This is a genomic window from Wolbachia endosymbiont (group B) of Gerris lacustris, from assembly GCF_964028355.1.
GTDB lineage: Bacteria > Pseudomonadota > Alphaproteobacteria > Rickettsiales > Anaplasmataceae > Wolbachia.
The window spans coordinates 912146-934880 of the sequence record NZ_OZ034761.1 but is presented as its reverse complement, the minus strand read 5'-3'; the positions used below and the strand labels follow the sequence as shown (position 1 = coordinate 934880).

Below are 22735 nucleotides of genomic sequence, written 5' to 3'. Positions count from 1 at the left end.
TCTATCTTAAACTGATAACATTACCAAATTCAGTGCTTGTCACATCACTCAGTATTGAACTTGCTTTATATGAACAGTAGCACCCAATTGCAATGCAAACAGATGCAGCTACAGCAAGTGAAATACATATTTCTAAATTCGATACTGTTAAACATGAACCAACAGCAAACGCTCCAGATAACACAAAAGAGGCAGAGGAATAGTTACTTTGCCTTCTATTATAAATGTTTGCTTCTGAAAGTTTTCTGTTTTTGTTCTTTAAGTCTTGATTTTGAGCTTGAAGTTCTGATCTCTCTTGCCTAAAATTCCTTTCTAACTGTGAAATTTTGTTAGTGTTTCTTTCACTTACAACCCTACCCAACTCTTGCTCTTTTTTTCTAAGTTGAGTTTTTGTTCTTTCAAGCTCATCTCTAAGAGCCTGTTCATAATCTTTTGAGGAGCAAGGCAGTAAAAGCTAGAACGACCATTTGTAGGCTAGTATTGAGTTTACGCTCGCAATTTTTCCATAACCGTCTACACTTTTCCAGCCAAGCAAAAGAACGCTCTACAACCCACCTTTTTGGCAATACAACAAAGGTATGTAATTCACTTCGTTTTATTACTTCAACGGTTGCACCAATAGTCGTTTTTATTTGAGTTGCAAAATTTTCTCCTGTATAACCTGCATCAACTAGTATATTTTGAACTTCGGAAAGATTTTTTCTTGCGTTACAAATCATCTCTACAGCAGCAGTACGATCTCCGATATTAGCTGTAGTAATATAAATTGCATGTGGCAAACCTTGCGTATCTACTGCAATATGACGCTTTATTCCTGAAATTTTCTTGCCGGCATCATAACCTTTTTCTTCAGCAATATCGGTGCTTTTTACACTTTGAGCATCAATGATGCAGAAGCTTGTTTTTGTATTCCGACCACTGTTGAAACGAACCTCTCCAACTAATTTTTTTTAAGACAATTTCTAGAACACTTTCTCTATCTTCATTCGGTTTTTTACTCCATCTCTTGAAGTAATCGTAACAATTGCGCCATTTTGGAAACTCTTTTGGTAGCATTCGCCACTGACAGCCACTTTTTAGCACATAAAGTACACCGCAAAATAACTCATATAAATCCAGTTTTCTTGGTTTTGTTTTTTTTCTACAGGATTCTAGATCTGGTAATATAATCTCAAATCTTTCCCGACTTATATCACTTGGGTATACACTCCTCATATATCCTAACTTATATACATTATCTCTTAGTTTATTCCTTTCTTGAGATCATGTACAGGTTCTAATACCAATTCCCGCTATACAAGCAACGAATAGACAATAATGGAAAAAAAGCCATACTGGAGTAAGTAAAATAGCGAGGTTTAGATGGCATTAAGATCAAAATTATTGGATGAAAAAGTGGTGGAATCAGCAAAAGAGATGCTGAAGAAAGTAAGAAATAATGCGTATGTTGCAAAAAAACTAAATGCTGTAATTGCAGCAAAAAAGCACAGTATAACAGCTGTAGCAAAAATATGTTGCATTTCGAGAAAGGCAATTACTACATGGATAAAGCACATAAAATTTGGAAGAGAAGAAAAATTATTTTCTCCACCTCAATGCCGTAGAAAAACTATATTGAACCAAAGTCAACTTGAACAAATTGAGGTGTGGATGGAGGAAAACCCCAATATTACTATTAGAGAAATGAGAATAAGAATCCAAGAAAGATTTGGTTTGAATATCAGCAAATCCACAATACATCGTAATATGCAAAGAATGAAATTCTCATATATCACACCAAGACCAGTTCATAGTGGACAGGATAAAAATAAGCAAGAGGAGTTTAAAAAAAAACCTCAATGAAACTATTGTCATGCATTCTGAAAAAGAGCTATTTTTCTTCGATGAATCACGGTTTGGTACACATTCAAAAGTTGGACATGGGTGGTTTAAAAAAGGCAGTAGGACACAGGTTAAGGTAAAATTAGGTAGGGAAAATTTTTATCTCTATAGTGCAGTTAATCCCAGAAATGGAGAGAATTTTAGCTTATTTGCACCAAACGTCAACACTGCTTGTATAAATATATTCCTTGAACAGATGTCGCAATATTTAGGAATACGAAAGGCTTTTCTCGTGATGGATTGCGCTAGTTGGCATAAGTCAAAAAGTTTAAAGATACCTAAAAATATCGAAATTATATACCTACCACCATACTCACCTGACCTCAATCCTGTTGAGAGGTTTTGGTTATATATAAAACAGAACATTTTGCGCAATAAAATCTACGATACAATTGTTCTGCTTGAGAGCGCTTTGTGTAAATTTATTACCTCTCTTTCCCCTTCCACGGTTAAACAACTCTGCAATGCTTCTTATTTGGTTCATTAATAATGAGAGTTGGTATAAGGTAAAAGGTTGATAAAAGGGCACAGAAAAGGATTGAATATTTCTTCACAATTGTGTATAATTATTAATGCTTTTCTTGTTAATTTCTTATGGCTTTATCTAAATTTCTTGATGCGCGCAATGATTATTGCCTTTAAAAGAATATTTGGTACTGAAAAGAATAAAGATATCCTCATTCATTTCTTGAACGATATTTTAGGCTTTACTGGTTTAGCTGCTATTCACGATGTTGAATTCTTATCTACCATTTTAGACCCTGAAATTGCCGCTAAAAAGCAGAGTATTGTCGATGTTCTTTGTAAAGACTCTCAAGGTTCAAGATATATTATAGAAGTGCAGTTCACTAAGACCAAAGGCTTCGAAAAGCGTGCTCAATATTATGCTGCCAAAGCCTACTCAAGTCAAGCAGATCAAGGTGATAATTATCATAATCTCAAGGAAATTATCTTCATAGCCGTTGCTGATTGTATTATTTTTCCAGATAAAGCTGAGTATAAATCTAATCATGTCATTTTAGATCAAAATAGCTTTAAACACGACTTAAAGGATTTTTACTTCGTATTCATAGAACTGCCAAAATTTACAAAGACAAAAGAAGACCAACTAGAAAATATAGTAGAAAAATGGTGTTACTTTTTTCGCTATGCAGGAGAAACAAGGGAAGAGGATCTAGATAAGATAGTTGGTAGTGACGTAATAATAAAACGAGCTTATGAAGAGATGAATAAGTTTAATTGGTCAGAAGAAGAATTACTAGCATATGAGCAAAGGAAAAAACGTATAATGGATGAGATTGCTGCTTTTGCTGAAAAATTTGATGAGGGTCTTAGATTAGGTCATGAAAGAGGCATCCTCATCGGCCATGAAAAAGGCAGAAAAGAAAGAGAAATTGAAGTGGCTAAAAACCTACTTAAGGCTGGTATTTCTATTGACATCATATCACAAACTACAGGTCTTCCTCCTGATGAAATCAAGCAGTTACAGGCAGAAAGGACCTCATAGTTTCCTCGATTCATAACTCTAACACATGTAACCGTTCACGGATCTCTTAATATTAAGCAGGAGTAGCAACTAAATTCTGTAATTTTTGAAAGGGGTTCTGGCCATTCAGACGTGATGTCAAAAATATCGACAACATTCTTTCCACGAACCTTTCTCCACGCTCTGACCAGGTGAAAAAGCTGTTTTTACGATAGATTACGTAGCGTCTAATTTGCCGTTCTGCAAGGTTGTTTGTTGTGTCTATCACTTCAGGTTTTCTCAAAAACTTCCACATCATATCCTCAGACCGTAACATCTTAGCGGCCATTCTTGAAGCTTGAGTGCTATTTACAACCCTCGTCATTTTACGCAAAAAATGTTTTACCCTTTTCCGGATTTTTCTCATCAGTCGATAAAATCTCAAATTATCTATCAAATTTTGTTTTTTTGCCTTATCTACAACAAACACCTTATTGCTGAGCGATTTTAGTGCATGGCCAATTTTGCTCACTTCAACATTTTTACTATGGACAAATCTCTCAAAATCTCTTGCCAAATGTGCCCAACATATTTGTCTATTTTCACGATTGAAGTAATTGTATACAGCGTATCTATCGCTTACAACTATGCCATCATATTCTGGCAATAACCCTTTTAATACCTTCTTACCACGAGACTCTGTTAGAACCTGTACATGATCTCAAGAAAGGAATAAACTAAGAGATAATGTATATAAGTTAGGATATATGAGGAGTGTATACCCAAGTGATATAAGTCGGGAAAGATTTGAGATTATATTACCAGATCTAGAATCCTGTAGAAAAAAAACAAAACCAAGAAAACTGGATTTATATGAGTTACTTTGCGGTGTACTTTATGTGCTAAAAAGTGGCTGTCAGGGGAACGTTCAAAAAAGTGTGTCAAACCGCATTTTCAATTCAACTCAATTTTTAACCTGCCAGGAAAAAAGATATCAAGTTGAGACATAGTTAAAGCCCAGTTAGGCAAAGCAGTAATCCACTTTTGCTCTACCTTTTTTATAGCACAATATACCTGTTTGTACAAGGCATTTGTACTGGTAAATGAACCTTTAGTTTTAGTAAATTTTCTGATCTGTCTATGCAACCCCTCAATTGGATTGGTGGTGTAAATCATCTTCCTAACTGGCCCAGAATACTTAAAATAACTAGATAAATTTTCCCAATTGTTTTGCCACGATTTTGTAACTAAGGGATATTTTTCACTCCATTTTTCTTCCAGCTCAAGCAAATAATTCTCAGCGATTTCTTTACTTGAAGCACGATATATTTTTTTCAAATCATTCATGAAAACTTTTACATCTTTGCTAGATACATATTTCAGTGAATTCCTTATCTGATGCACTATACATAGCTGTACTTCTGCTTTAGGAAATACACTATTTATAGCTGTAGGAAAGCTTTTTAGTCCATCAATGCAGGCAATTAAAATATCTTCTACTCCTCTTTCTTTGAGGTCATTTAGAACTCCCAACCAGAAGTTAGCTCCCTCACTTTCAGCCAAATAAAAACCTAATACTTCTTTTCTGCCATTTTGATTTATACCCAATATATTATACATGCATTTACTTACGCAATGTCCGTCCTCCTTGACCTTAAAAAACATGCCATCCATGAACACTATTGGATACACTGATTGCAGTGGACGGCTGCGCCATTCATTGATTATTGGTAGCAATTTATCAGTAATACTGGATATCTCTGCTGCTGATATTTTATGGTCATATATTTCCTCAACGTGTGAAGCTATGTCTCTGTATCCCATGCCACTGGCGTATGTACTTAAGACCTTTGCTTCAAGTTCTGGATGTAGGCTCGTTTGCCTTTTTTTGACTATTTGCGGTTCAAAGTTTCCCTCCCTATCTCTTGGTGTTAGCAGCTCAAATGAACCTGCACTCGTGCGTAAAGTTTTTGCATTTCTCCCATTTCTTCGGTTATTTTCTTCACTTTTAGCTGACATGTGGCTTTCTATTTCACCTTCCAGACTTGCCTCTAGCAACCTTTTTATAAACGGTGTTAATGCTCCATCTCTTCCTGTCAATGGTCTTCCTTCTCGTATAGATGACAGGATATTTGTTTCTAATTCTTTATAATCTACCAACCCATTAGTTCTATTTGCTTGACTCATATCAAACCTCCATTTTTTATATCAATTTATTACTTTTTTTTCGGTTTGACACACTTTTTTGAACGTTCCCTCTATTAACCTTGATAGCTCTGCTTCACTATTCTCATTTTCTCTTGTTTCTGGAAGCAGATCTGTAATATTAATTAATAGTACCTTTGCTATTTCATCTAACATTTCAAGTGAAACACCAGCTCGTCCTTGTTCATATTCATATATTCTTTGATTTATTATACCCACTTTACTTGCTAAATCTTCTTGAGTGTATCCTCTTCTCAACCTCCATTCTTTTATTCTTTGACCTACTTTATACGGAATGGAAATTTTTTTCTCATCATTATCATATTCATCAATAGATAAACTGGTCGTTTGAGAGATAACATGAGCAGAAACTCCTTCCTTAACTAAACCCTTTGCCACCTCTACTTTTACTGCCTTTCCACTTTCTTCCTCACTAATACGGATGAATTTAGTTAATAAATAAAACGTTTCTCGTAATTCTTGGTCCTTAATCTCTTTATGTCTTCTTACTAGATTTAATACCTCTTCTCCCTCGTACTTTTCCTCATTTGATACTTCTTGTCCGCAAGCTAGATCTCTAGCAGTTGTTGATAATGCTTCTGCTAATTCATATAACTTCTTAATTGAAATTCTGCGTGTTCCTTTTTCATATTGCAGTATTACCTGATATGTTGTTCCGATTTTTTTTGCTAAATCTTTTTGAGTATACCCCTTCGCTATCCTACAACTTCTTACTTTCTGTCCTACTACTTTATAATATAAAAAATTAGAGTAATTATTCTCTTTTTTCACATTTTATACTCCATAACCAGAAGAGCTGTTACGTATGCTTAATTGAGAACCTTTTTGACAAACTGAACTCATCTCCTTTCAAACAATTTTTCTATATCACTTAGTTTCATTTCTATATACGTTGGTCTTCCGTGATTGCATTGCCCAGCATAAGGTGTTTCCTCCATTTGTCTCATCAACTCATTCATCTCCTCCAACTTCATTTCCCTTCCAGCTCTAATTGACCCATGACACGCGATGGTAGCTAATATCTTGTTCACTTTTTCTTCTATAGGTAGCGTATCTCCTATCTCCACTAATCTATCAACTATATTCATCACCATCTCTTTCACACTTATTGTTCCTAAAATTGCAGGTATTTCTTTTACCCTTACTTTATCTTCTGATTCTATTTCAATACCAAAACCCATTTCGAAAAGCTTATCTTTATACATTTCAACCATCTCCATTCCTGCTTGGTTTTTAATCTCGACTATTTCAGGAAGAAGAAGCTTTTGCCTTTTTATGCTTGATTTTTGTTTTAAGCACTCATAGATCAACCTCTCATGAGCTGCGTGCTGGTCTACTATAATTAATTTGCCTTTAGCCTCAGCAATAATGTAAGTATTGTAGACCTGACAGCGTGCATATCCCAGAGGATAATCCTCTATTAAATCAATTTGCTTCCTTTCTAAAACCATCGTTCCCTTTTGGGGTGGAGATTCTCCATATTTAAACGTTTCTGGTAAGCTTTGCCTTCTTTCATCTGGTGCATTGAATTCTTTCATTAGACGATTTTCTAAAAGACTTGGTCTCTTTTCATAAAACTCTTTTTGATCTTTTTTCTCTTGACTATCAACCTGCTCTTGGCTTTTACTATCATTAAAAATTAGCTCCTCTTCAATACCTTGATCACCCGCTGCAAATCTCGTTGATAGTGTTTTTATTATCCCTCTTCTCACTATTTCATATATTAGCCTTTTATTCTGAAATCTTACTTCCGATTTATTTGGATGCACATTTACATCTACTTGGTCATATGGTACTTCTAAATGCAACACTGCAAAAGGATACCTCCCAACTGGAATCAAATCTTGATATGCGTATCGAATTGCACCAACAAGTAGATTGTCTTTTATTGGCCTTCTATTAACAAACGTATAGATCTGAGTTGAATTGCCTCGATTGACATTAGGTTTACAGATGTGTCCCTTAAGTTTGATGCCTTCTTCTTCCTCTTTAACTTCCAACGAATTGCTTTGAAATTCTTCTTCTGTTTCACATAATCTGTTAAATAATGAAGTTTGCTTAACATATTTTAAGAGCTTTTTATTACCGGAAGTGAGAGTAAACCCAATACTATAATTAATCATCGCTAAGTTATTCACAATATCAACAATACTTTGTGTTTCTGCCCTTTCGGTTTTTAGAAACTTTAGTCTATTTGGTGTGGCAAAAAATAAGTCACGAATTTCAATATATGTACCTTGCAACAAAGAACAAGGGGTAATCTCTCTTATTTTTTCTCCTCCCTCATATCTTATAGACCATGCTTCCTTTGCCCCACTTGCCTTGGATGATAATTTCATTCTGCTTACTGCTGCAATTGAAGGCAGAGCCTCTCCTCTAAAGCCAAGATGTCTGATCTCTATTAACTCACTATCACTTAATTTTGAAGTGGCATGCCTCATAAGTGCTAGTTCTAAGTCGTCCTTTTCTATTCCATTTCCATCATCTGTCACAGTTATAAGGTTACGTCCACCACTTTCTATTTTGATCTCTATCTCTGAACTTCCAGCATCTATTGCATTTTCTACTAATTCCTTTACTACACTCGCTGGCCTTTCTATTACCTCTCCCGCTGCTATACGATTTATAGTTTTTGTGTCTAAAAGAATTATTGCCATATTTCCAACTCTCAGTCTGATGAAGATATAGCTTTAATGTTAATAAAAATCAATCTCTATTAGGCATCTTCACTAATTTCAAAACAGAAATAATTGTAAAAAACCCAGGACGAAATTTTATGGCAAGCCCTCCTGTAGTTTAATTTTAGTTGAATATTTCTTCACAATTGTGTATAATTATCAATGCTTTTTATCTTACTTTCTCATGGCTCTTTCGAAGTTTCTCGATCCAAAGAATGATATATCGTTCAAGCGCATCTTTGGCACTGAAAAAAATAAAGATATCCTTATTCACTTTCTTAATGATATTCTTGGCTTCACCGGCAAAAGTGCAATAAAGGATATAGAGTTTTTAAGTACTATTCAAGACCCTGATATTGCCTCTAAAAAACAAAGCATTGTCGATGTTCTTTGTAGAGATGAAAATGGGCTGCAAGTCATAGTCGAAATGCAGGTCGCTAAAACCAAAGGCTTTGAAAAACGTGCCCAATATTACGCAGCTAAAGCTTACTCAAGACAAGCTAGTAAGGGTGATCAATATCATGACCTTAAGGAAATTATCTTTATTGCTATAGCAGATTGTATTTTATTTCCTGATAAGTCTGAGTACAAATCAAAGCATACTATTCGCGATGAAGATACTAATGAACATGATCTAAAAGATTTTTACTTTATATTTATTGAGTTGCCTAAATTTCCAAAAACCAAAGAAGATCAGCTTTCAAGTATAGTTGAAAAATGGGTATACTTTTTCAGATATGCAGACGAAACTAGTGAAGAAGAGCTAGAGAGAATAATAGGAAGTGATCTAATAATTAAAAGAGCATATGAAGAACTAAATAGGTTCAACTGGTCAGAAAAAGAATTTATTGCTTATGAACAAGAGATAAAGCGTATTCGTGATGAACAGGCTGTTCTTGCTCAAAAACTCGATGATGCTAAACATGAAGGCATACAAATCGGCCATGAACAAGGTAAAATTGAAGGTAAAATTGAAGGTAAAATTGAAGGTAAAATTGAAGTTGCCAAAAACTCACTCAAGGCCGGTGTCTCTATAGATGTTATAACTCAAATTACCGGTCTCTCTCATTCTGAAATTTTGCAACTTAAGAAAAAAACATAATCCCTACTTATTCACTTAAACATTTATGAAAACCTTCTCTAAGTTAGAAATATCCCCTAATTAAGAATCTAGTGAACTGTCTAAAATGGCTATAAAGATTGCACATAGAATTATATAAACTACTATCATAACGTTACCCAAACTTCTATACCAAAGCTACGTGCTGTAAATTCAATATGGAAGACACATTAACCACTTAGCATTTAATGTCTACTTCATCCATTTTAGTATTAGAACCATCAAACTTGATACTGGGACCTACCACCCCCACTTTAAATTCTATTGTAAACTTTCCACTATTTGGCATATTATATCTTTCATATTCTCATTTACCTACTCAAATTATTTTCAAGCTTGGTTACTCTCACACCAGAAAGACAAGTTGATACTTTATCCTTTTGTAGGACATTTGTACAAAAGCGCTTCTTGGACTTTTCTAAAACTTTATCTAACCCAACATTACCACTAAATTCAACTCCTCTTTCCAAGCTTGCTATTATTTCTGGATACGCATCTTTAAGTTCAACACGTATTCTAGCTTGTTCTTTTGATTCTAGGTTTCTTATTTTATCTTCTACAAATGAATTAAATTTTTTAAGAGCAAATTCAACTGCAACTCTGCTGCTTGGCACAACTTCTACTCCTTTACTCATTAAACCTTGATAGCGTCTACTTGGAGTATTATCTAACGCATCGGCAACACAACTCGCAAGAGCAATATTTTCATTATTTAGGAATTTATTCCAACCAACAGATGCTGTACTTTGTGGTATGTTTTTATTATCACTTTTTACATTATTCTTGTCTGCAACGTTGTATTGAGAGGGTAATGCAGGAATTATAGAGAAAGTGCTGGCTGCTAATTTTTTCGCCCAAGAAATACAATTATTTATCCATGAAGATGGTCTTGTACCACTACTTGCTGCTACCTCAGGTTGATTATTTGAATTTATAGCAAGAGGTTTACGTGATAAGTAACCATGATGATGACGGCGTCTGCGTTGTAAAGGTTTTTCCTTATTACCTTTAGTATTAGCTACTTGATTCACAAACTCCCCAACTCCAGTTTGATTAGAGCCATCTAGCAAGTGATCACCTAACCTTCCTGGTAACACTAAGAACCTGTACATGATCTCAAGAAAGGAATAAACTAAGAGATAATGTATATAAGTTAGGATATATGAGGAGTGTATACCCAAGTGATATAAGTCGGGAAAGATTTGAGATTATATTACCAGATCTAGAATCCTGTAGAAAAAAAACAAAACCAAGAAAACTGGATTTATATGAGTTATTTTGCGGTGTACTTTATGTGCTAAAAAGTGGCTGTCAGTGGCGAATGCTACCAAAAGAGTTTCCAAAATGGCGCAATTGTTACGATTACTTCAAGAGATGGAGTAAAAAACCGAATGAAGATAGAGAAAGTGTTCTAGAAATTGTCTTAAAAAAAATTAGTTGGAGAGGTTCGTTTCAACAGTGGTCGGAATACAAAAACAAGCTTCTGCATCATTGATGCTCAAAGTGTAAAAAACACCGATATTGCTGAAGAAAAAGGTTATGATGCCGGCAAGAAAATTTCAGGAATAAAGCGTCATATTGCAGTAGATACGCAAGGTTTGCCACATGCAATTTATATTACTACAGCTAATATCGGAGATCGTACTGCTGCTGTAGAGATGATTTGTAACGCAAGAAAAAATCTTTCCGAAGTTCAAAATATACTAGTTGATGCAGGTTATACAGGAGAAAATTTTGCAACTCAAATAAAAACGACTATTGGTGCAACCGTGGGAACGTTCAAAAAAGTGTGTCAAACCGAAAAAAAAGTAATAAATTGATATAAAAAATGGAGGTTTGATATGAGTCAAGCAAATAGAACTAATGGGTTGGTAGATTATAAAGAATTAGAAACAAATATCCTGTCATCTATACGAGAAGGAAGACCATTGACAGGAAGAGATGGAGCATTAACACCGTTTATAAAAAGGTTGCTAGAGGCAAGTCTGGAAGGTGAAATAGAAAGCCACATGTCAGCTAAAAGTGAAGAAAATAACCGAAGAAATGGGAGAAATGCAAAAACTTTACGCACGAGTGCAGGTTCATTTGAGCTGCTAACACCAAGAGATAGGGAGGGAAACTTTGAACCGCAAATAGTCAAAAAAAGGCAAACGAGCCTACATCCAGAACTTGAAGCAAAGGTCTTAAGTACATACGCCAGTGGCATGGGATACAGAGACATAGCTTCACACGTTGAGGAAATATATGACCATAAAATATCAGCAGCAGAGATATCCAGTATTACTGATAAATTGCTACCAATAATCAATGAATGGCGCAGCCGTCCACTGCAATCAGTGTATCCAATAGTGTTCATGGATGGCATGTTTTTTAAGGTCAAGGAGGACGGACATTGCGTAAGTAAATGCATGTATAATATATTGGGTATAAATCAAAATGGCAGAAAAGAAGTATTAGGTTTTTATTTGGCTGAAAGTGAGGGAGCTAACTTCTGGTTGGGAGTTCTAAATGACCTCAAAGAAAGAGGAGTAGAAGATATTTTAATTGCCTGCATTGATGGACTAAAAAGCTTTCCTACAGCTATAAATAGTGTATTTCCTAAAGCAGAAGTACAGCTATGTATAGTGCATCAGATAAGGAATTCACTGAAATATGTATCTAGCAAAGATGTAAAAGTTTTCATGAATGATTTGAAAAAAATATATCGTGCTTCAAGTAAAGAAATCGCTGAGAATTATTTGCTTGAGCTGGAAGAAAAATGGAGTGAAAAATATCCCTTAGTTACAAAATCGTGGCAAAACAATTGGGAAAATTTATCTAGTTATTTTAAGTATTCTGGGCCAGTTAGGAAGATGATTTACACCACCAATCCAATTGAGGGGTTGCATAGACAGATCAGAAAATTTACTAAAACTAAAGGTTCATTTACCAGTACAAATGCCTTGTACAAACAGGTATATTGTGCTATAAAAAAGGTAGAGCAAAAGTGGATTACTGCTTTGCCTAACTGGGCTTTAACTATGTCTCAACTTGATATCTTTTTTCCTGGCAGGTTAAAAATTGAGTTGAATTGAAAATGCGGTTTGACACACTTTTTTGAACGTTCCCGCAACCGTTGAAGTAATAAAACGAAGTGAATTACATACCTTTGTTGTATTGCCAAAAAGGTGGGTTGTAGAGCGTTCTTTTGCTTGGCTGGAAAAGTGTAGACGGTTATGGAAAAATTGCGAGCGTAAACTCAATACTAGCCTACAAATGGTCGTTCTAGCTTTTACTGCCTTGCTCCTCAAAAGATTATGAACAGGCTCTAAGAGCTGAGAGTCTGACTTGTTTCTAGCCCTTATAGCTTCTAGGGAATCAGAACCTGCTTTACCATCTAATTCTTGTATATCACGTTTCTTGTGAATAGACCCACAATTTTCAATCTTCCAAGTACCTTGTCTAATATACTCTCCTGGAATCCAAGTAAATACTCTTCGCCTATTATCATCATATTTAGCATAATCAGCAGCATACAAATACTCTTTAGATTTCACATTCATTATATAAATATCATCACCATAAGGTTCAACTCTCCACAGACTTTGTTCATCTTTTCCTCCTGGAACCCAAGTAAATACCCTTCGCCTATCTTTATCATAATTTAAATCATCACTAGCAGCATATAAATATTCATTAAATTCAACATTCATTATAGAATAACTATCACCATAAGGCTCTATCTTCCATTTTAATTCGCCATCCTTTTTATCCCCTGGAATCCAAGTAAACACTCTTCTTCTCTTGTCATCATAATTAAAATCACTACTAGCAGCATATAAATACTCATTTTGATAAAGATTTTTAATACATACTTTTGATGAAAACACTGCATTTTTTATTGATTCCGGTAATTTATTTTTTAATTCTTCAAAGTGAGATATTTGTTCTTTATTATTTATCTTCTCCATAACTTCCTTTATACAATAGGCTAACTTCAGTATTGGACCATCATTAAAGTCACTTGCTTCAATAGTAGCACCTCTATTTAGTAGAAAGTCAATTATATCCGACTTATTATATTGAGCAGCTACGCACAGAGGTACTTGACCATTTTTGTCTTTCGCTTTAGTATCAGCTCCTTTCTCAATGAGAAACTCAGTAGCTCCTAAACATCCTCTCCGTGCAGCATAGTGTAGTGATGTCCAACCATCTTTATCAGCATTATCAACGCTTACTCCTTTGCTTAGGAAAAGCTCTATAATATTTTTATTATTGTTCTCACTAGCAACATGAATAGGTTTTTTACCAGAGTTGTCTGCAGTATTAATATTGGCTCCTTTCTCAATGAGAAACGTAGCACTATCTAATTCACTAAACTCAGCAGCATAGTGTAAAGGGGTCGAACCATTTTTATCAGTTTCATCAACGCTTACTCCCTGGTTCAGAAGAAACTCTGTAATATTCACGTGATTATTCATAACAGCAAAGTGAATAGGAGTCCTGCCAAGTATATCTTTAGCATTGATATTAGCTCCCTTTTCTAATAAAAACTTTACAATCTCTAAATGTCCTCCCCGTGCAGCCCAGTGTAGTAGTGTGCAGCCATATTTATCAGTAACATTAACACCACCCTCGTTCTCAACAATAAACTTGACTGTACCTAAGTTACCGATCCAAGCAAAATAGTATGCACCATGCTCATCCTTGCTCACCCCCTGAGCAATAAGACTTTTTATCCTCTCAAGATCACTACTTTGTACAGTTATTAATAATTCTTTATCTAAGTGTGCCTGCCTCAAAATCTTGATTATACTTGAGTCTGCAACATCTAGAGGAGTTCTATCATTACTATCTTCAGCATCGATATCAGCGCCTTTACTTATCAGATACTTCACTGCATTCAAGCGACCAAATCTTGAAACATAATGTAGACAAGTAGCACCATCATTATCCCTAACATTAATATCAACTCCTTCTTTTATAAGATACCCTGCTATATCTAAACGATTATTAATAAAAGCAAAATGTAACAGCGTCAAACCATCCTCACTTTGAATATCTAAACTAGCACCTTGATTTACAAGGTCTTGAACTTTACTAAGATCACCACTTTGTACTACAACCAATAGCTCCTTACATAATTCCAATTGTTTTTTACTTAAATATCCTATAACACTGATATGGTTCCTATCAATAGCAACGTCTAGTGGTGTTTTTCCATACTTATCCTTGATGTTTATATTTGCCTTTTTATCACGTACAAAATATTCTACTAAACCTAAGTAACCGTTCCAAGAGGCAAAATATAGAGGTGTTCTACCATTTTTATCAGCATCATTGATACTTGCCCCTTTTCTGAGAAGAACTTCTATGATATCTTTATTGTTTCTCTTTGCAGCACAATGTATAGGTTTCTCACCAAAAATGTTCTCAGCACTAATATTTGCACCTTTTTCTATCAAGAACCTTACAACCTCTAAATGACCTTTCAATGCAGATCCATGCATAGGTGTCCAACCATCTTCATTAGAAGCATTGACATCAACACCTTTCTCAACAAGATACTGAGCTATAGTCAAATACCCTTTCAATGCAGCGTTATGAAAAGGGGTATTACCATCTTTATCTTCAGCATCAACGCTAGCCCCTTGATTAACAAGATTTTTCACTTCACTAAGATTTCCAATCTTTGTAGCACTCAACAATTCTTTATCTAGTTCTGCTTTTCTTGAAGATCTTGTCGTATCTGAGTTGAGATCAGTATGTGAACTAGAGATATCCCTTCTTTTCACAGCATGCCCACAATCTTCAATATTCCATTTAAATTGATCACTCTTTGAATTCTTTGGAATCCAAGTAAATACTCTCCTCCTCTCGTCATCATAATTAAAATGATCAACAGCAGCATATAAATATTCGTTAAGTTCAACATTCATTATATAACAGCTGCTACCAATAGGTTCTATCTTCCATGTATCTCGTCCAACTCTGCCCCCCGGAATCCAAGTAAACACTTTCCTCCTCTCGTTATCATAATTAAAATAATCAACAGCACCGTATAAATATTCATTAAATTCAACATTCATTATAGAATAATCATCACCATCAAGTTTAATTTCCCATCTAAATTTATCATCCTTTTCATCTTTTGGAATCCAAGTAAATACTCTCCTTCTATCATCATCATAACTCAAATAATTACTAGCAGCATATAAATATTCATTATGATCAATATTTTTAATGCATACTTTTGACGCAAATACTATATTCTTTACTGACTCTGGTAATTTACTTTTTAGCCTTTTAAGATCAGATCTTTTTTCTGAATCGAGACTAGAATATTTATCAAAACTCGTTGCCTCTTTAATAGAGTAAGCTAACTTAAATATTGCACTATTATTTAAATCACCATTCCTTTGCATTGCATCAAACACAGCTACATAACCTGATATACTCTGATCAACATTATTATGACTGCGTACATAACTTAATATTTCTTTCGTATCTACTCTCCCATACACCTCATTTATAACTCCTTTAATTATATCATCAAACAGCTTTCCATCTGATTTATAAATTTCATTAGCAAGTTCATTAACTGAACTATACCTATTACGCAACATGCCATCCTTTAGCTTCTCTTTTGTTACACTTCTTATTGAATATCTTAACTCCTCTACAAAAAACTCTGCCCATCTTCTTACGTTAGATGAAGTATCTGCTTGATTTATAATTTCCTTTTTTGCACTTTTAACTATCCCCATCATCTTATATGGGTCGTTACTTTTAGCTTCAATACTAGCATTCTTATCAAGGAAGAATTTGACAATATCTAAGCTACCATTGCAAGCAGCTATACGAAGAGATGTTCTACCATTTTTATCTTTAGCTCCAATGTCAGCACCTCTCTCAACAAGAAACTTAGCTATATTCAAATTGCCTTGCTGAGCAGCCCAGTGCAGAGGGTTACAACCATAGATGTCTTTATCTTTAACACTAAAGTGCTTTCTCTCAAAAAGAATTTCTACTATGTCTAATCTACCTTCTTGAATAGCCACATATAAAGGTGTTAATTCATGCTTACTTTCAGTATTAATACTTTCAATTTTTCTAATTAAACCTTTAGCTTCATTAATATTGTTTTGCACTATAGCATCAAACATGTGCTCCTTTAATAAAGTTACTTTCTCCTTATTAAAGTCCTCTATAACATCTTTCGAATTACAAGCAGAAAATATGCATTTCGCATTAGCAACTGTTGTATCATTAAAAGCAAACATCATCTCCCTTCCTGGTTGATAGGTATTCCAATTTTCTACTTTTACAAGAGTATTATTTTTATGTGATAGTAATAGATTATCATTGATAACTTTCATATTGAAATCTAATATAGACTTATCTTTTAAATCAACTAAACCAACATCATGGTTATTAACAGGTTGATTATGATAAATCTGTAACCCTTGTTCTTCTGGACGATAGTATCTGAAAGAGTTAGGGTTCATTTCTACATGATCAAGCCTTAAGTTTGTACTATCAATTTTATAAAGCTCATTGTTTATTTGTAATACAATTTATTGATGTTCTGGGCTTTGAAAATAATCAACTAAACCAATAGACAAAGACCATTTGTTACCTTTGCTATCAAGTATTGTAATATCTTTTATCTCTAAGCTATCCTCTGTAAGGTCAGAGATTGATTTGCTGTAACATGCATTTATATAACTCCTTTTACCTTCTTGTATGCTTATACTATCAACATCCATTACATTTAATTCAGCAAAATCAACAATATTATAAGGTATACTTTGATAAGGTACTGCTTTGTTTTTTATTTTTAGATTGAGCCTTATTGGTAACGATGAAATTTTGCTATTTAATGTATCTGGTAGTTTGATAATATAATGGTGTTGCCGTTTCTCTCCTTCTATTGTAATATCCTGGTAGTAATTACATAGCATCACGTAGTCATCATAACCATAACCCCGTCCGTTATTAAGGTATTTCTGATAACTATTTGTAACGTCAGAATTATTATAGCTAAAATCAACAATTACCTGATCTGAGTACATACCAGCAATTATCACTTTTTCATTAGGTACTCCCATGTGATTTTTAATGACTTCTACTTGAGATACTGGTATGTCAAAATTACTGTTATTGGCAATATCTTTTGCAACTTGATAAGTATTAGTCAATTCTTGATCTAGAATACTTGCTTGTATAAATGCTTTTAACTTTTTTTCACTATTTTGTATAATTTCTCTACTAATACCAACTCTCATTATTAATGAACCAAATAAGAAGCATTGCAGAGTTGTTTAACCGTGGAAGGGGAAATAGAGGTAATAAATTTACACAAAGCGCTCTCAAGCAGAACAATTGTATCGTAGATTTTATTGCGCAAAATGTTCTGTTTTATATATAACCAAAACCTCTCAACAGGATTGAGGTCAGGTGAGTATGGTGGTAGGTATATAATTTCGATATTTTTAGGTATCTTTAAACTTTTTGACTTATGCCAACTAGCGCAATCCATCACGAGAAAAGCCTTTCGTATTCCTAAATATTGCGACATCTGTTCAAGGAATATATTTATACAAGCAGTGTTGACGTTTGGTGCAAATAAGCTAAAATTCTCTCCATTTCTGGGATTAACTGCACTATAGAGATAAAAATTTCCCTACCTAATTTTACCTTAACCTGTGTCCTACTGCCTTTTTTAAACCACCCATGTCCAACTTTTGAATGTGTACCAAACCGTGATTCATCGAAGAAAAATAGCTCTTTTTCAGAATGCATGACAATAGTTTCATTGAGGTTTTTTTTTAAACTCCTCTTGCTTATTTTTATCCTGTCCACTATGAACTGGTCTTGGTGTGATATATGAGAATTTCATTCTTTGCATATTACGATGTATTGTGGATTTGCTGATATTCAAACCAAATCTTTCTTGGATTCTTATTCTCATTTCTCTAATAGTAATATTGGGATTTTCCTCTATCCACACCTCAATTTGTTCAAGTTGACTTTGGTTCAATATAGTTTTTCTACGGCGTTGAGGTGGAGAAAATAATTTTTCTTCTCTTCCAAATTTTATGTGCTTTATCCATGTAGTAATTGCCTTTCTCGAAATGCAACATATTTTTGCTACAGCTGTTATACTGTGCTTTTTTGCTGCAATTACAGCATTTAGTTTTTTTGCAACATACGCATTATTTCTTAGAACCTGTACATGATCTCAAGAAAGGAATAAACTAAGAGATAATGTATATAAGTTAGGATATATGAGGAGTGTATACCCAAGTGATATAAGTCGGGAAAGATTTGAGATTATATTACCAGATCTAGAATCCTGTAGAAAAAAAACAAAACCAAGAAAACTGGATTTATATGAGTTATTTTGCGGTGTACTTTATGTGCTAAAAAGTGGCTGTCAGTGGCGAATGCTACCAAAAGAGTTTCCAAAATGGCGCAATTGTTACGATTACTTCAAGAGATGGAGTAAAAAACCGAATGAAGATAGAGAAAGTGTTCTAGAAATTGTCTTAAAAAAAATTAGTTGGAGAGGTTCGTTTCAACAGTGGTCGGAATACAAAAACAAGCTTCTGCATCATTGATGCTCAAAGTGTAAAAAACACCGATATTGCTGAAGAAAAAGGTTATGATGCCGGCAAGAAAATTTCAGGAATAAAGCGTCATATTGCAGTAGATACGCAAGGTTTGCCACATGCAATTTATATTACTACAGCTAATATCGGAGATCGTACTGCTGCTGTAGAGATGATTTGTAACGCAAGAAAAAATCTTTCCGAAGTTCAAAATATACTAGTTGATGCAGGTTATACAGGAGAAAATTTTGCAACTCAAATAAAAACGACTATTGGTGCAACCGTTGAAGTAATAAAACGAAGTGAATTACATACCTTTGTTGTATTGCCAAAAAGGTGGGTTGTAGAGCGTTCTTTTGCTTGGCTGGAAAAGTGTAGACGGTTATGGAAAAATTGCGAGCGTAAACTCAATACTAGACTACAAATGGTCGTTCTAGCTTTTACTGCCTTGCTCCTCAAAAGATTATGAACAGGCTCTAGGAGAAATACTTGCACTCGTCCTAACATCATCCATAGCATCTAGTATACCATTGATACCAAATACTTGCTTTAAAGCATTATTATCATGTCGTCCAAGTGTTGCTGTATCACCTATACTATCAAGCAAGTCATATATGGCCATCATGGAAAAAAACTTTCCACCTTTTGCTCCTTTTATTTTCGCTGAATCAAATTTATCACGATCAAATGCAATTCCTTTTTCATTAAGATTTTTTTCTACATCACTAATATAATCTGCAAAAACTTTTTCACCAAGATCATCAAAATGACTTTTAAACCTGTCGAAAGTATCTTCCCTAACTCCTTTTGCTAACAAGTTTTGTTTAATTTCCTCTACAATATTGTTGTAATCTTGATTAGTTTGAACATCACCTATATCTTCAATGTATTTTTTATTCTCTAATAACTGCTTATCAGTTGATAGTTGATGTAATTTATCAAAGATTACTTCTTTTCCATTCTGAAATATACTGTCTAACTTTATTCTATAATCATCAATTTTTAAATAATATTCGCTACCTTGCTCTTTAATTTCTTCTATTATAGCATACTCTTTATCGCTGCTTACTTTTAACTTTATCTCAAGATTTTTCTCATCCAGTATATAATTTTCTATACTCTTAATACTTGCAGTATCATCTATTATTAATTCTTTATCATTACCGTCATTGTCTTTGAATTTTACACTCATTTTACCACCATCAATCCTCACTTGAGGAGAATCTATAGTTATAATTTTTGTGTCATAAGCTTCAATACCAAACAACTCTTTAATAAATCTTTCTTTTTCTTCCTTTGTAATCTCTTCTTCATCACGTGAATCTATACAGGCCATACCTGTACTGCGCTGTTTCCTTCCTTTAGAACATTGTTGCTGACTAAAACTAAAGATAGAGCTATGAATTACTTTAACAGAAGCAAACTCATCTTTGCTCATTAAAATAAGAGAATCTGCACTATTTGCACCTTTATCAAACACAACACCCATAAAGGCCACTTCTTTTCCATCTGTAAGTGTTTTGTAAGTTACACCTTTTACATACTCTGTATTTATCTGATCATTTGCCTCCTTTACCAATGCATCAGCTGTCTTACCCTCCCTTGGTCCTTTAAGTTCTAATCCTACTGGATCGTATTCTGTAGCACTGCTAGCTTGATCTGCAAACTTAATACCATGCACGACCATATCAATACGTTTTCCCCTACCAGTTTGAAACTCTGTTAATACTAATGCTCTGTTTTCTTGTGATTCTCCTAACTTTATATCACTATAGTGGCTAAATGCTCCATGTAGCACTGCCTGAAAGTGTGCTTCCTTTTCAATCAGAGGTTTTAAAGGAAACGTTCCTTTTCCAATTGTTTTTAATAATTTATTGTACTTATCTATCGAGAGAGTCTGATCTGGCGTAGAAGGACGTTGAGAGCCTAGAGCTTCATCAAATGTTCTTTTTAACTCATCGGGATAAGGAACATTCTCAAAATTACCTTTAAACTTATCAGTCTTTTTATTACTGTACTGTTCTAGAGAGATAGGCTCACCAACTTCCATACTAAAATATTCTTTAAAATCTGACTTTTGTTTTTTAATATTAAAATTAAGATTTAGTTCAACTATTTTTCTGTTTCCTATTTCTTGCTTAAGTTTGTCAAGAGGAATTCCTTTACTTACCACCTCAGCTCTTCCATCAGCTTCAACAATATTCATTACATAAACTGATTTTTTATCATTTTCTGGAATAAAGACCATTGTCGTAACTCCGTGGCTTTGGTCTAACTTAGATGGCTGTCCAGCACCTTGTCCTTTACTTTTCTGATCTTTAAGACGTTGAGATTTAGGTTCAGGTTGAGCTTCGGTAGGTATATTTTCACCGTAAATAAAAACTTGTTTTTCAAAATCACTGTTTAAACCCTTAACTTCATTTAACAATAATGATTGTCCCAGCAAAAACCTGCTAAAATAATGATTATCTCCCTTTTCTCCTGTACCAGGAAATGTATGATAGATACGTTCTATATTCTCTTGAATCTGTGTTTTTAATTGTTCTTGTGTAATCTCACCATTATTTCGCTCATCAATAGATTCCAACATACCACTAAAAAGAGGAGTGATTTTTTGATTACGTGACTTATCCATAATATCTGAAATAGGAGATGGATGGTCAAGATTTACACCAACACACAGAATATCATCTGCAGTAGTTAAACTCTCATTACATTTGGTTGAAAACCTTTTGTATAATCCTCAGCTTGCTTTAAAGCAGCGGTTGGTGTAGTTCTACTCTTTTCTCCTATTTTACCTTCTTTTAACTCTTCTTTAGTGGCAGCTTTCAGTTCTATAATAATAGGAATAGCATTCAATGATCTGTCCTTACCACGAGGTACTAGAACAATATCAGCATAACCTCTTCCTGCAAATTGCTCTAAGTAAACCCTAAGATTATGTCTATAGCGGAAATTCACTAAAGCACCTGCCATAAACCCATGATGTGCTGCTTCTCTTGCTTTATCAGCATAGATAAGCGAACCCTTATATTCAGAGTGGATTTTACTAACTTTTTTAAGAACTTTGTCCAAAGATTTTTCCACCTCTTTTTTATCAGAATTAGTAAGCTTAGCTATGTCATTCTCTGGTTTATTCCATTTTTCTTTTTTTATCTCTGTAAATTGAAGGCGTTTGTCATTCTTATCCAACTTTTTATTTTTTATTTCGACAGTCATTTCGTTATCAGCATTTTTAGAAATTTCTACCAGCTTAACCTCAAGCTCACTCTTAGCATTACTGACATACTGAGTCTTTCCTGGAGCGTTCATTTGACTTAATATTTCTTCTAGCTCACCATGACTAAACTCCTTATTTTTACTACCAGATTCTGCAATAACAAAGAGCTTTACTTTATCAGCAGCATCTTCTGGGCTTTTGATTTCTCCCTTTTTAATAACAGCTACTTTTAGAGTCCTTGCACCATCAAAACTAAAATATATTTTCTCAATATTCAGCTTTGTTGCAATTTCTGTGTCTATCAAAGTAGAAAAGCTTCCCAAAAAGAAATGAGGGAAAAATCCTTCTTTACCTACTGAATGTAAATACGATGGAATCTGGTCTATATATGATTGAAACCTTGCTTGGAAAGATTCAAAATCACTCCCTTTTGGAGCTGAAGTACTTGGGCCAGGTTGACTAACTCCCGCTGTCTCTCGAATTAACAGCTCTATTAATTCAAAATCTTGCACTCCTTGATTATCAACTTCTCCTTGTTTTCTTTTAGGCATA

At 34.2% G+C, this 22735-nt stretch carries 13 protein-coding genes and 7 pseudogenes; 8 read left to right on the top strand and 12 right to left on the bottom strand.

Going from position 1 to position 22735, the window contains the following annotated elements; genetic code table 11:
• Position 1: 1 nt before the first annotated feature.
• Both ABWU62_RS04780 and ABWU62_RS04775 read right to left on the bottom strand, forming a co-directional pair.
• The gene (locus tag ABWU62_RS04780; RefSeq protein ID WP_353287696.1) at positions 2–361 is read right to left on the bottom strand and encodes a hypothetical protein; all 360 of its coding nucleotides are present in this window, start codon (positions 359–361) and stop codon (positions 2–4) included.
• A 61-nt stretch (positions 362–422) separates the two neighbouring features.
• Positions 423–1215, bottom strand: a protein-coding gene (locus ABWU62_RS04775) for an IS5 family transposase (RefSeq protein ID WP_353287695.1) whose coding sequence is annotated in 2 segments (ribosomal slippage) — positions 423–950 and positions 952–1215 — 792 coding nt in all. Because the reading frame shifts where the segments join, the coding sequence is not laid out codon by codon here.
• 147 nt (positions 1216–1362) lie between these two features.
• Between ABWU62_RS04775 and ABWU62_RS04770 the strand changes: the two genes are divergently transcribed.
• Positions 1363–2368 (top strand): IS630 family transposase gene (locus ABWU62_RS04770; RefSeq protein ID WP_353287261.1). Its coding sequence is split into 2 segments (ribosomal slippage): positions 1363–1824 and positions 1826–2368, totalling 1005 coding nucleotides; the frame shifts between segments, so codons are not numbered across the junction.
• A 107-nt stretch (positions 2369–2475) separates the two neighbouring features.
• Positions 2476–3388 (top strand): annotated as a pseudogene (locus ABWU62_RS04765) (Rpn family recombination-promoting nuclease/putative transposase).
• 52 nt (positions 3389–3440) lie between these two features.
• Here the strand turns inward: ABWU62_RS04765 and ABWU62_RS04760 are convergent.
• Positions 3441–4037: pseudogene (locus tag ABWU62_RS04760) on the bottom strand (IS66 family transposase); the annotation flags it as partial.
• Between the two features lie 76 nt (positions 4038–4113).
• Here ABWU62_RS04760 and ABWU62_RS04755 point away from each other — a divergent pair.
• Positions 4114–4266: pseudogene (locus ABWU62_RS04755) on the top strand (IS5/IS1182 family transposase); the annotation flags it as partial.
• A gap of 34 nt (positions 4267–4300) precedes the next feature.
• Here the strand turns inward: ABWU62_RS04755 and ABWU62_RS04750 are convergent.
• From ABWU62_RS04750 to mutL, 3 genes are all read right to left on the bottom strand, one after another.
• Positions 4301–5533 carry an IS256 family transposase gene (locus ABWU62_RS04750; RefSeq protein WP_353287494.1) on the bottom strand — a complete coding sequence of 411 codons (1233 nt, stop codon included), beginning with the start codon at positions 5531–5533 and terminating at the stop codon, positions 4301–4303.
• 21 nt (positions 5534–5554) lie between these two features.
• A complete protein-coding gene (locus tag ABWU62_RS04745) occupies positions 5555–6343 on the bottom strand; it encodes a helix-turn-helix domain-containing protein (RefSeq protein WP_353287694.1) in 789 nt (262 codons plus the stop codon).
• 68 nt (positions 6344–6411) lie between these two features.
• A complete protein-coding gene (gene mutL / locus ABWU62_RS04740) occupies positions 6412–8229 on the bottom strand; it encodes a DNA mismatch repair endonuclease MutL (RefSeq protein ID WP_353287693.1) in 1818 nt (605 codons plus the stop codon).
• Between the two features lie 205 nt (positions 8230–8434).
• On the opposite strand from mutL, the gene ABWU62_RS04735 reads away from it, so the two are divergent.
• Positions 8435–9352, top strand: a complete 918-nt coding sequence (locus ABWU62_RS04735; RefSeq protein ID WP_353287692.1) for an Rpn family recombination-promoting nuclease/putative transposase — start codon at positions 8435–8437, stop codon at positions 9350–9352.
• A 329-nt stretch (positions 9353–9681) separates the two neighbouring features.
• On the opposite strand, the gene ABWU62_RS04730 is transcribed toward ABWU62_RS04735, so the two are convergent.
• Positions 9682–10467, bottom strand: a complete 786-nt coding sequence (locus ABWU62_RS04730) for a hypothetical protein (RefSeq protein WP_353287691.1) — start codon at positions 10465–10467, stop codon at positions 9682–9684.
• Positions 10468–10532: 65 nt separating this feature from the next.
• On the opposite strand from ABWU62_RS04730, the pseudogene ABWU62_RS04725 reads away from it, so the two are divergent.
• From ABWU62_RS04725 to ABWU62_RS04715, 3 genes and pseudogenes are all read left to right on the top strand, one after another.
• Positions 10533–11148 (top strand): annotated as a pseudogene (locus tag ABWU62_RS04725) (IS5 family transposase); the annotation flags it as partial.
• A 63-nt stretch (positions 11149–11211) separates the two neighbouring features.
• Positions 11212–12444 (top strand): IS256 family transposase, encoded by a 1233-nt coding sequence (locus tag ABWU62_RS04720; protein WP_353287494.1) that lies wholly within the window; start codon positions 11212–11214, stop codon positions 12442–12444.
• A 37-nt stretch (positions 12445–12481) separates the two neighbouring features.
• A pseudogene (locus ABWU62_RS04715) lies at positions 12482–12670 on the top strand (transposase); the annotation flags it as partial.
• 710 nt (positions 12671–13380) lie between these two features.
• Here ABWU62_RS04715 and ABWU62_RS04710 read toward each other — a convergent pair.
• The 3 genes and pseudogenes from ABWU62_RS04710 to ABWU62_RS04700 all read right to left on the bottom strand — a co-directional run.
• Positions 13381–16515, bottom strand: a pseudogene (locus ABWU62_RS04710) (ankyrin repeat domain-containing protein); the annotation flags it as partial.
• 411 nt (positions 16516–16926) lie between these two features.
• Positions 16927–17637 (bottom strand): hypothetical protein, encoded by a 711-nt coding sequence (locus ABWU62_RS04705; protein WP_353287690.1) that lies wholly within the window; start codon positions 17635–17637, stop codon positions 16927–16929.
• Positions 17638–17639: 2 nt separating this feature from the next.
• A pseudogene (locus tag ABWU62_RS04700) lies at positions 17640–18578 on the bottom strand (IS630 family transposase); the annotation flags it as partial.
• Positions 18579–18639: 61 nt separating this feature from the next.
• Between ABWU62_RS04700 and ABWU62_RS04695 the strand changes: the two are divergent.
• Positions 18640–19432 (top strand): IS5 family transposase gene (locus ABWU62_RS04695; RefSeq protein WP_353287093.1). Its coding sequence is split into 2 segments (ribosomal slippage): positions 18640–18903 and positions 18905–19432, totalling 792 coding nucleotides; the frame shifts between segments, so codons are not numbered across the junction.
• Here ABWU62_RS04695 and ABWU62_RS04690 read toward each other — a convergent pair.
• Together ABWU62_RS04690 and ABWU62_RS04685 are read right to left on the bottom strand one after the other, a co-directional pair.
• Positions 19427–21598 carry a hypothetical protein gene (locus ABWU62_RS04690; protein WP_353287689.1) on the bottom strand — a complete coding sequence of 724 codons (2172 nt, stop codon included), beginning with the start codon at positions 21596–21598 and terminating at the stop codon, positions 19427–19429. The genes ABWU62_RS04695 and ABWU62_RS04690 overlap by 6 nt on opposite strands.
• A gap of 65 nt (positions 21599–21663) precedes the next feature.
• On the bottom strand, positions 21664–22734 hold the full coding sequence (locus ABWU62_RS04685) for a hypothetical protein (RefSeq protein WP_353287688.1): 1071 nt from the start codon (positions 22732–22734) through the stop codon (positions 21664–21666).
• Position 22735 lies beyond the last annotated feature (1 nt).

Coding starts and splice junctions, on each gene's coding strand:
- ABWU62_RS04750 (WP_353287494.1), bottom strand. CDS start 5,533: ATGAGTCAAGCAAATAGAACTAATGGGTTGGTAGATTATAAAGAATTA.
- mutL (WP_353287693.1), bottom strand. CDS start 8,229: ATGGCAATAATTCTTTTAGACACAAAAACTATAAATCGTATAGCAGCG.
- ABWU62_RS04735 (WP_353287692.1), top strand. CDS start 8,435: ATGGCTCTTTCGAAGTTTCTCGATCCAAAGAATGATATATCGTTCAAG.
- ABWU62_RS04720 (WP_353287494.1), top strand. CDS start 11,212: ATGAGTCAAGCAAATAGAACTAATGGGTTGGTAGATTATAAAGAATTA.
- ABWU62_RS04705 (WP_353287690.1), bottom strand. CDS start 17,637: ATGAGAGTTGGTATTAGTAGAGAAATTATACAAAATAGTGAAAAAAAG.
- ABWU62_RS04690 (WP_353287689.1), bottom strand. CDS start 21,598: ATGGATAAGTCACGTAATCAAAAAATCACTCCTCTTTTTAGTGGTATG.
- ABWU62_RS04685 (WP_353287688.1), bottom strand. CDS start 22,734: ATGCCTAAAAGAAAACAAGGAGAAGTTGATAATCAAGGAGTGCAAGAT.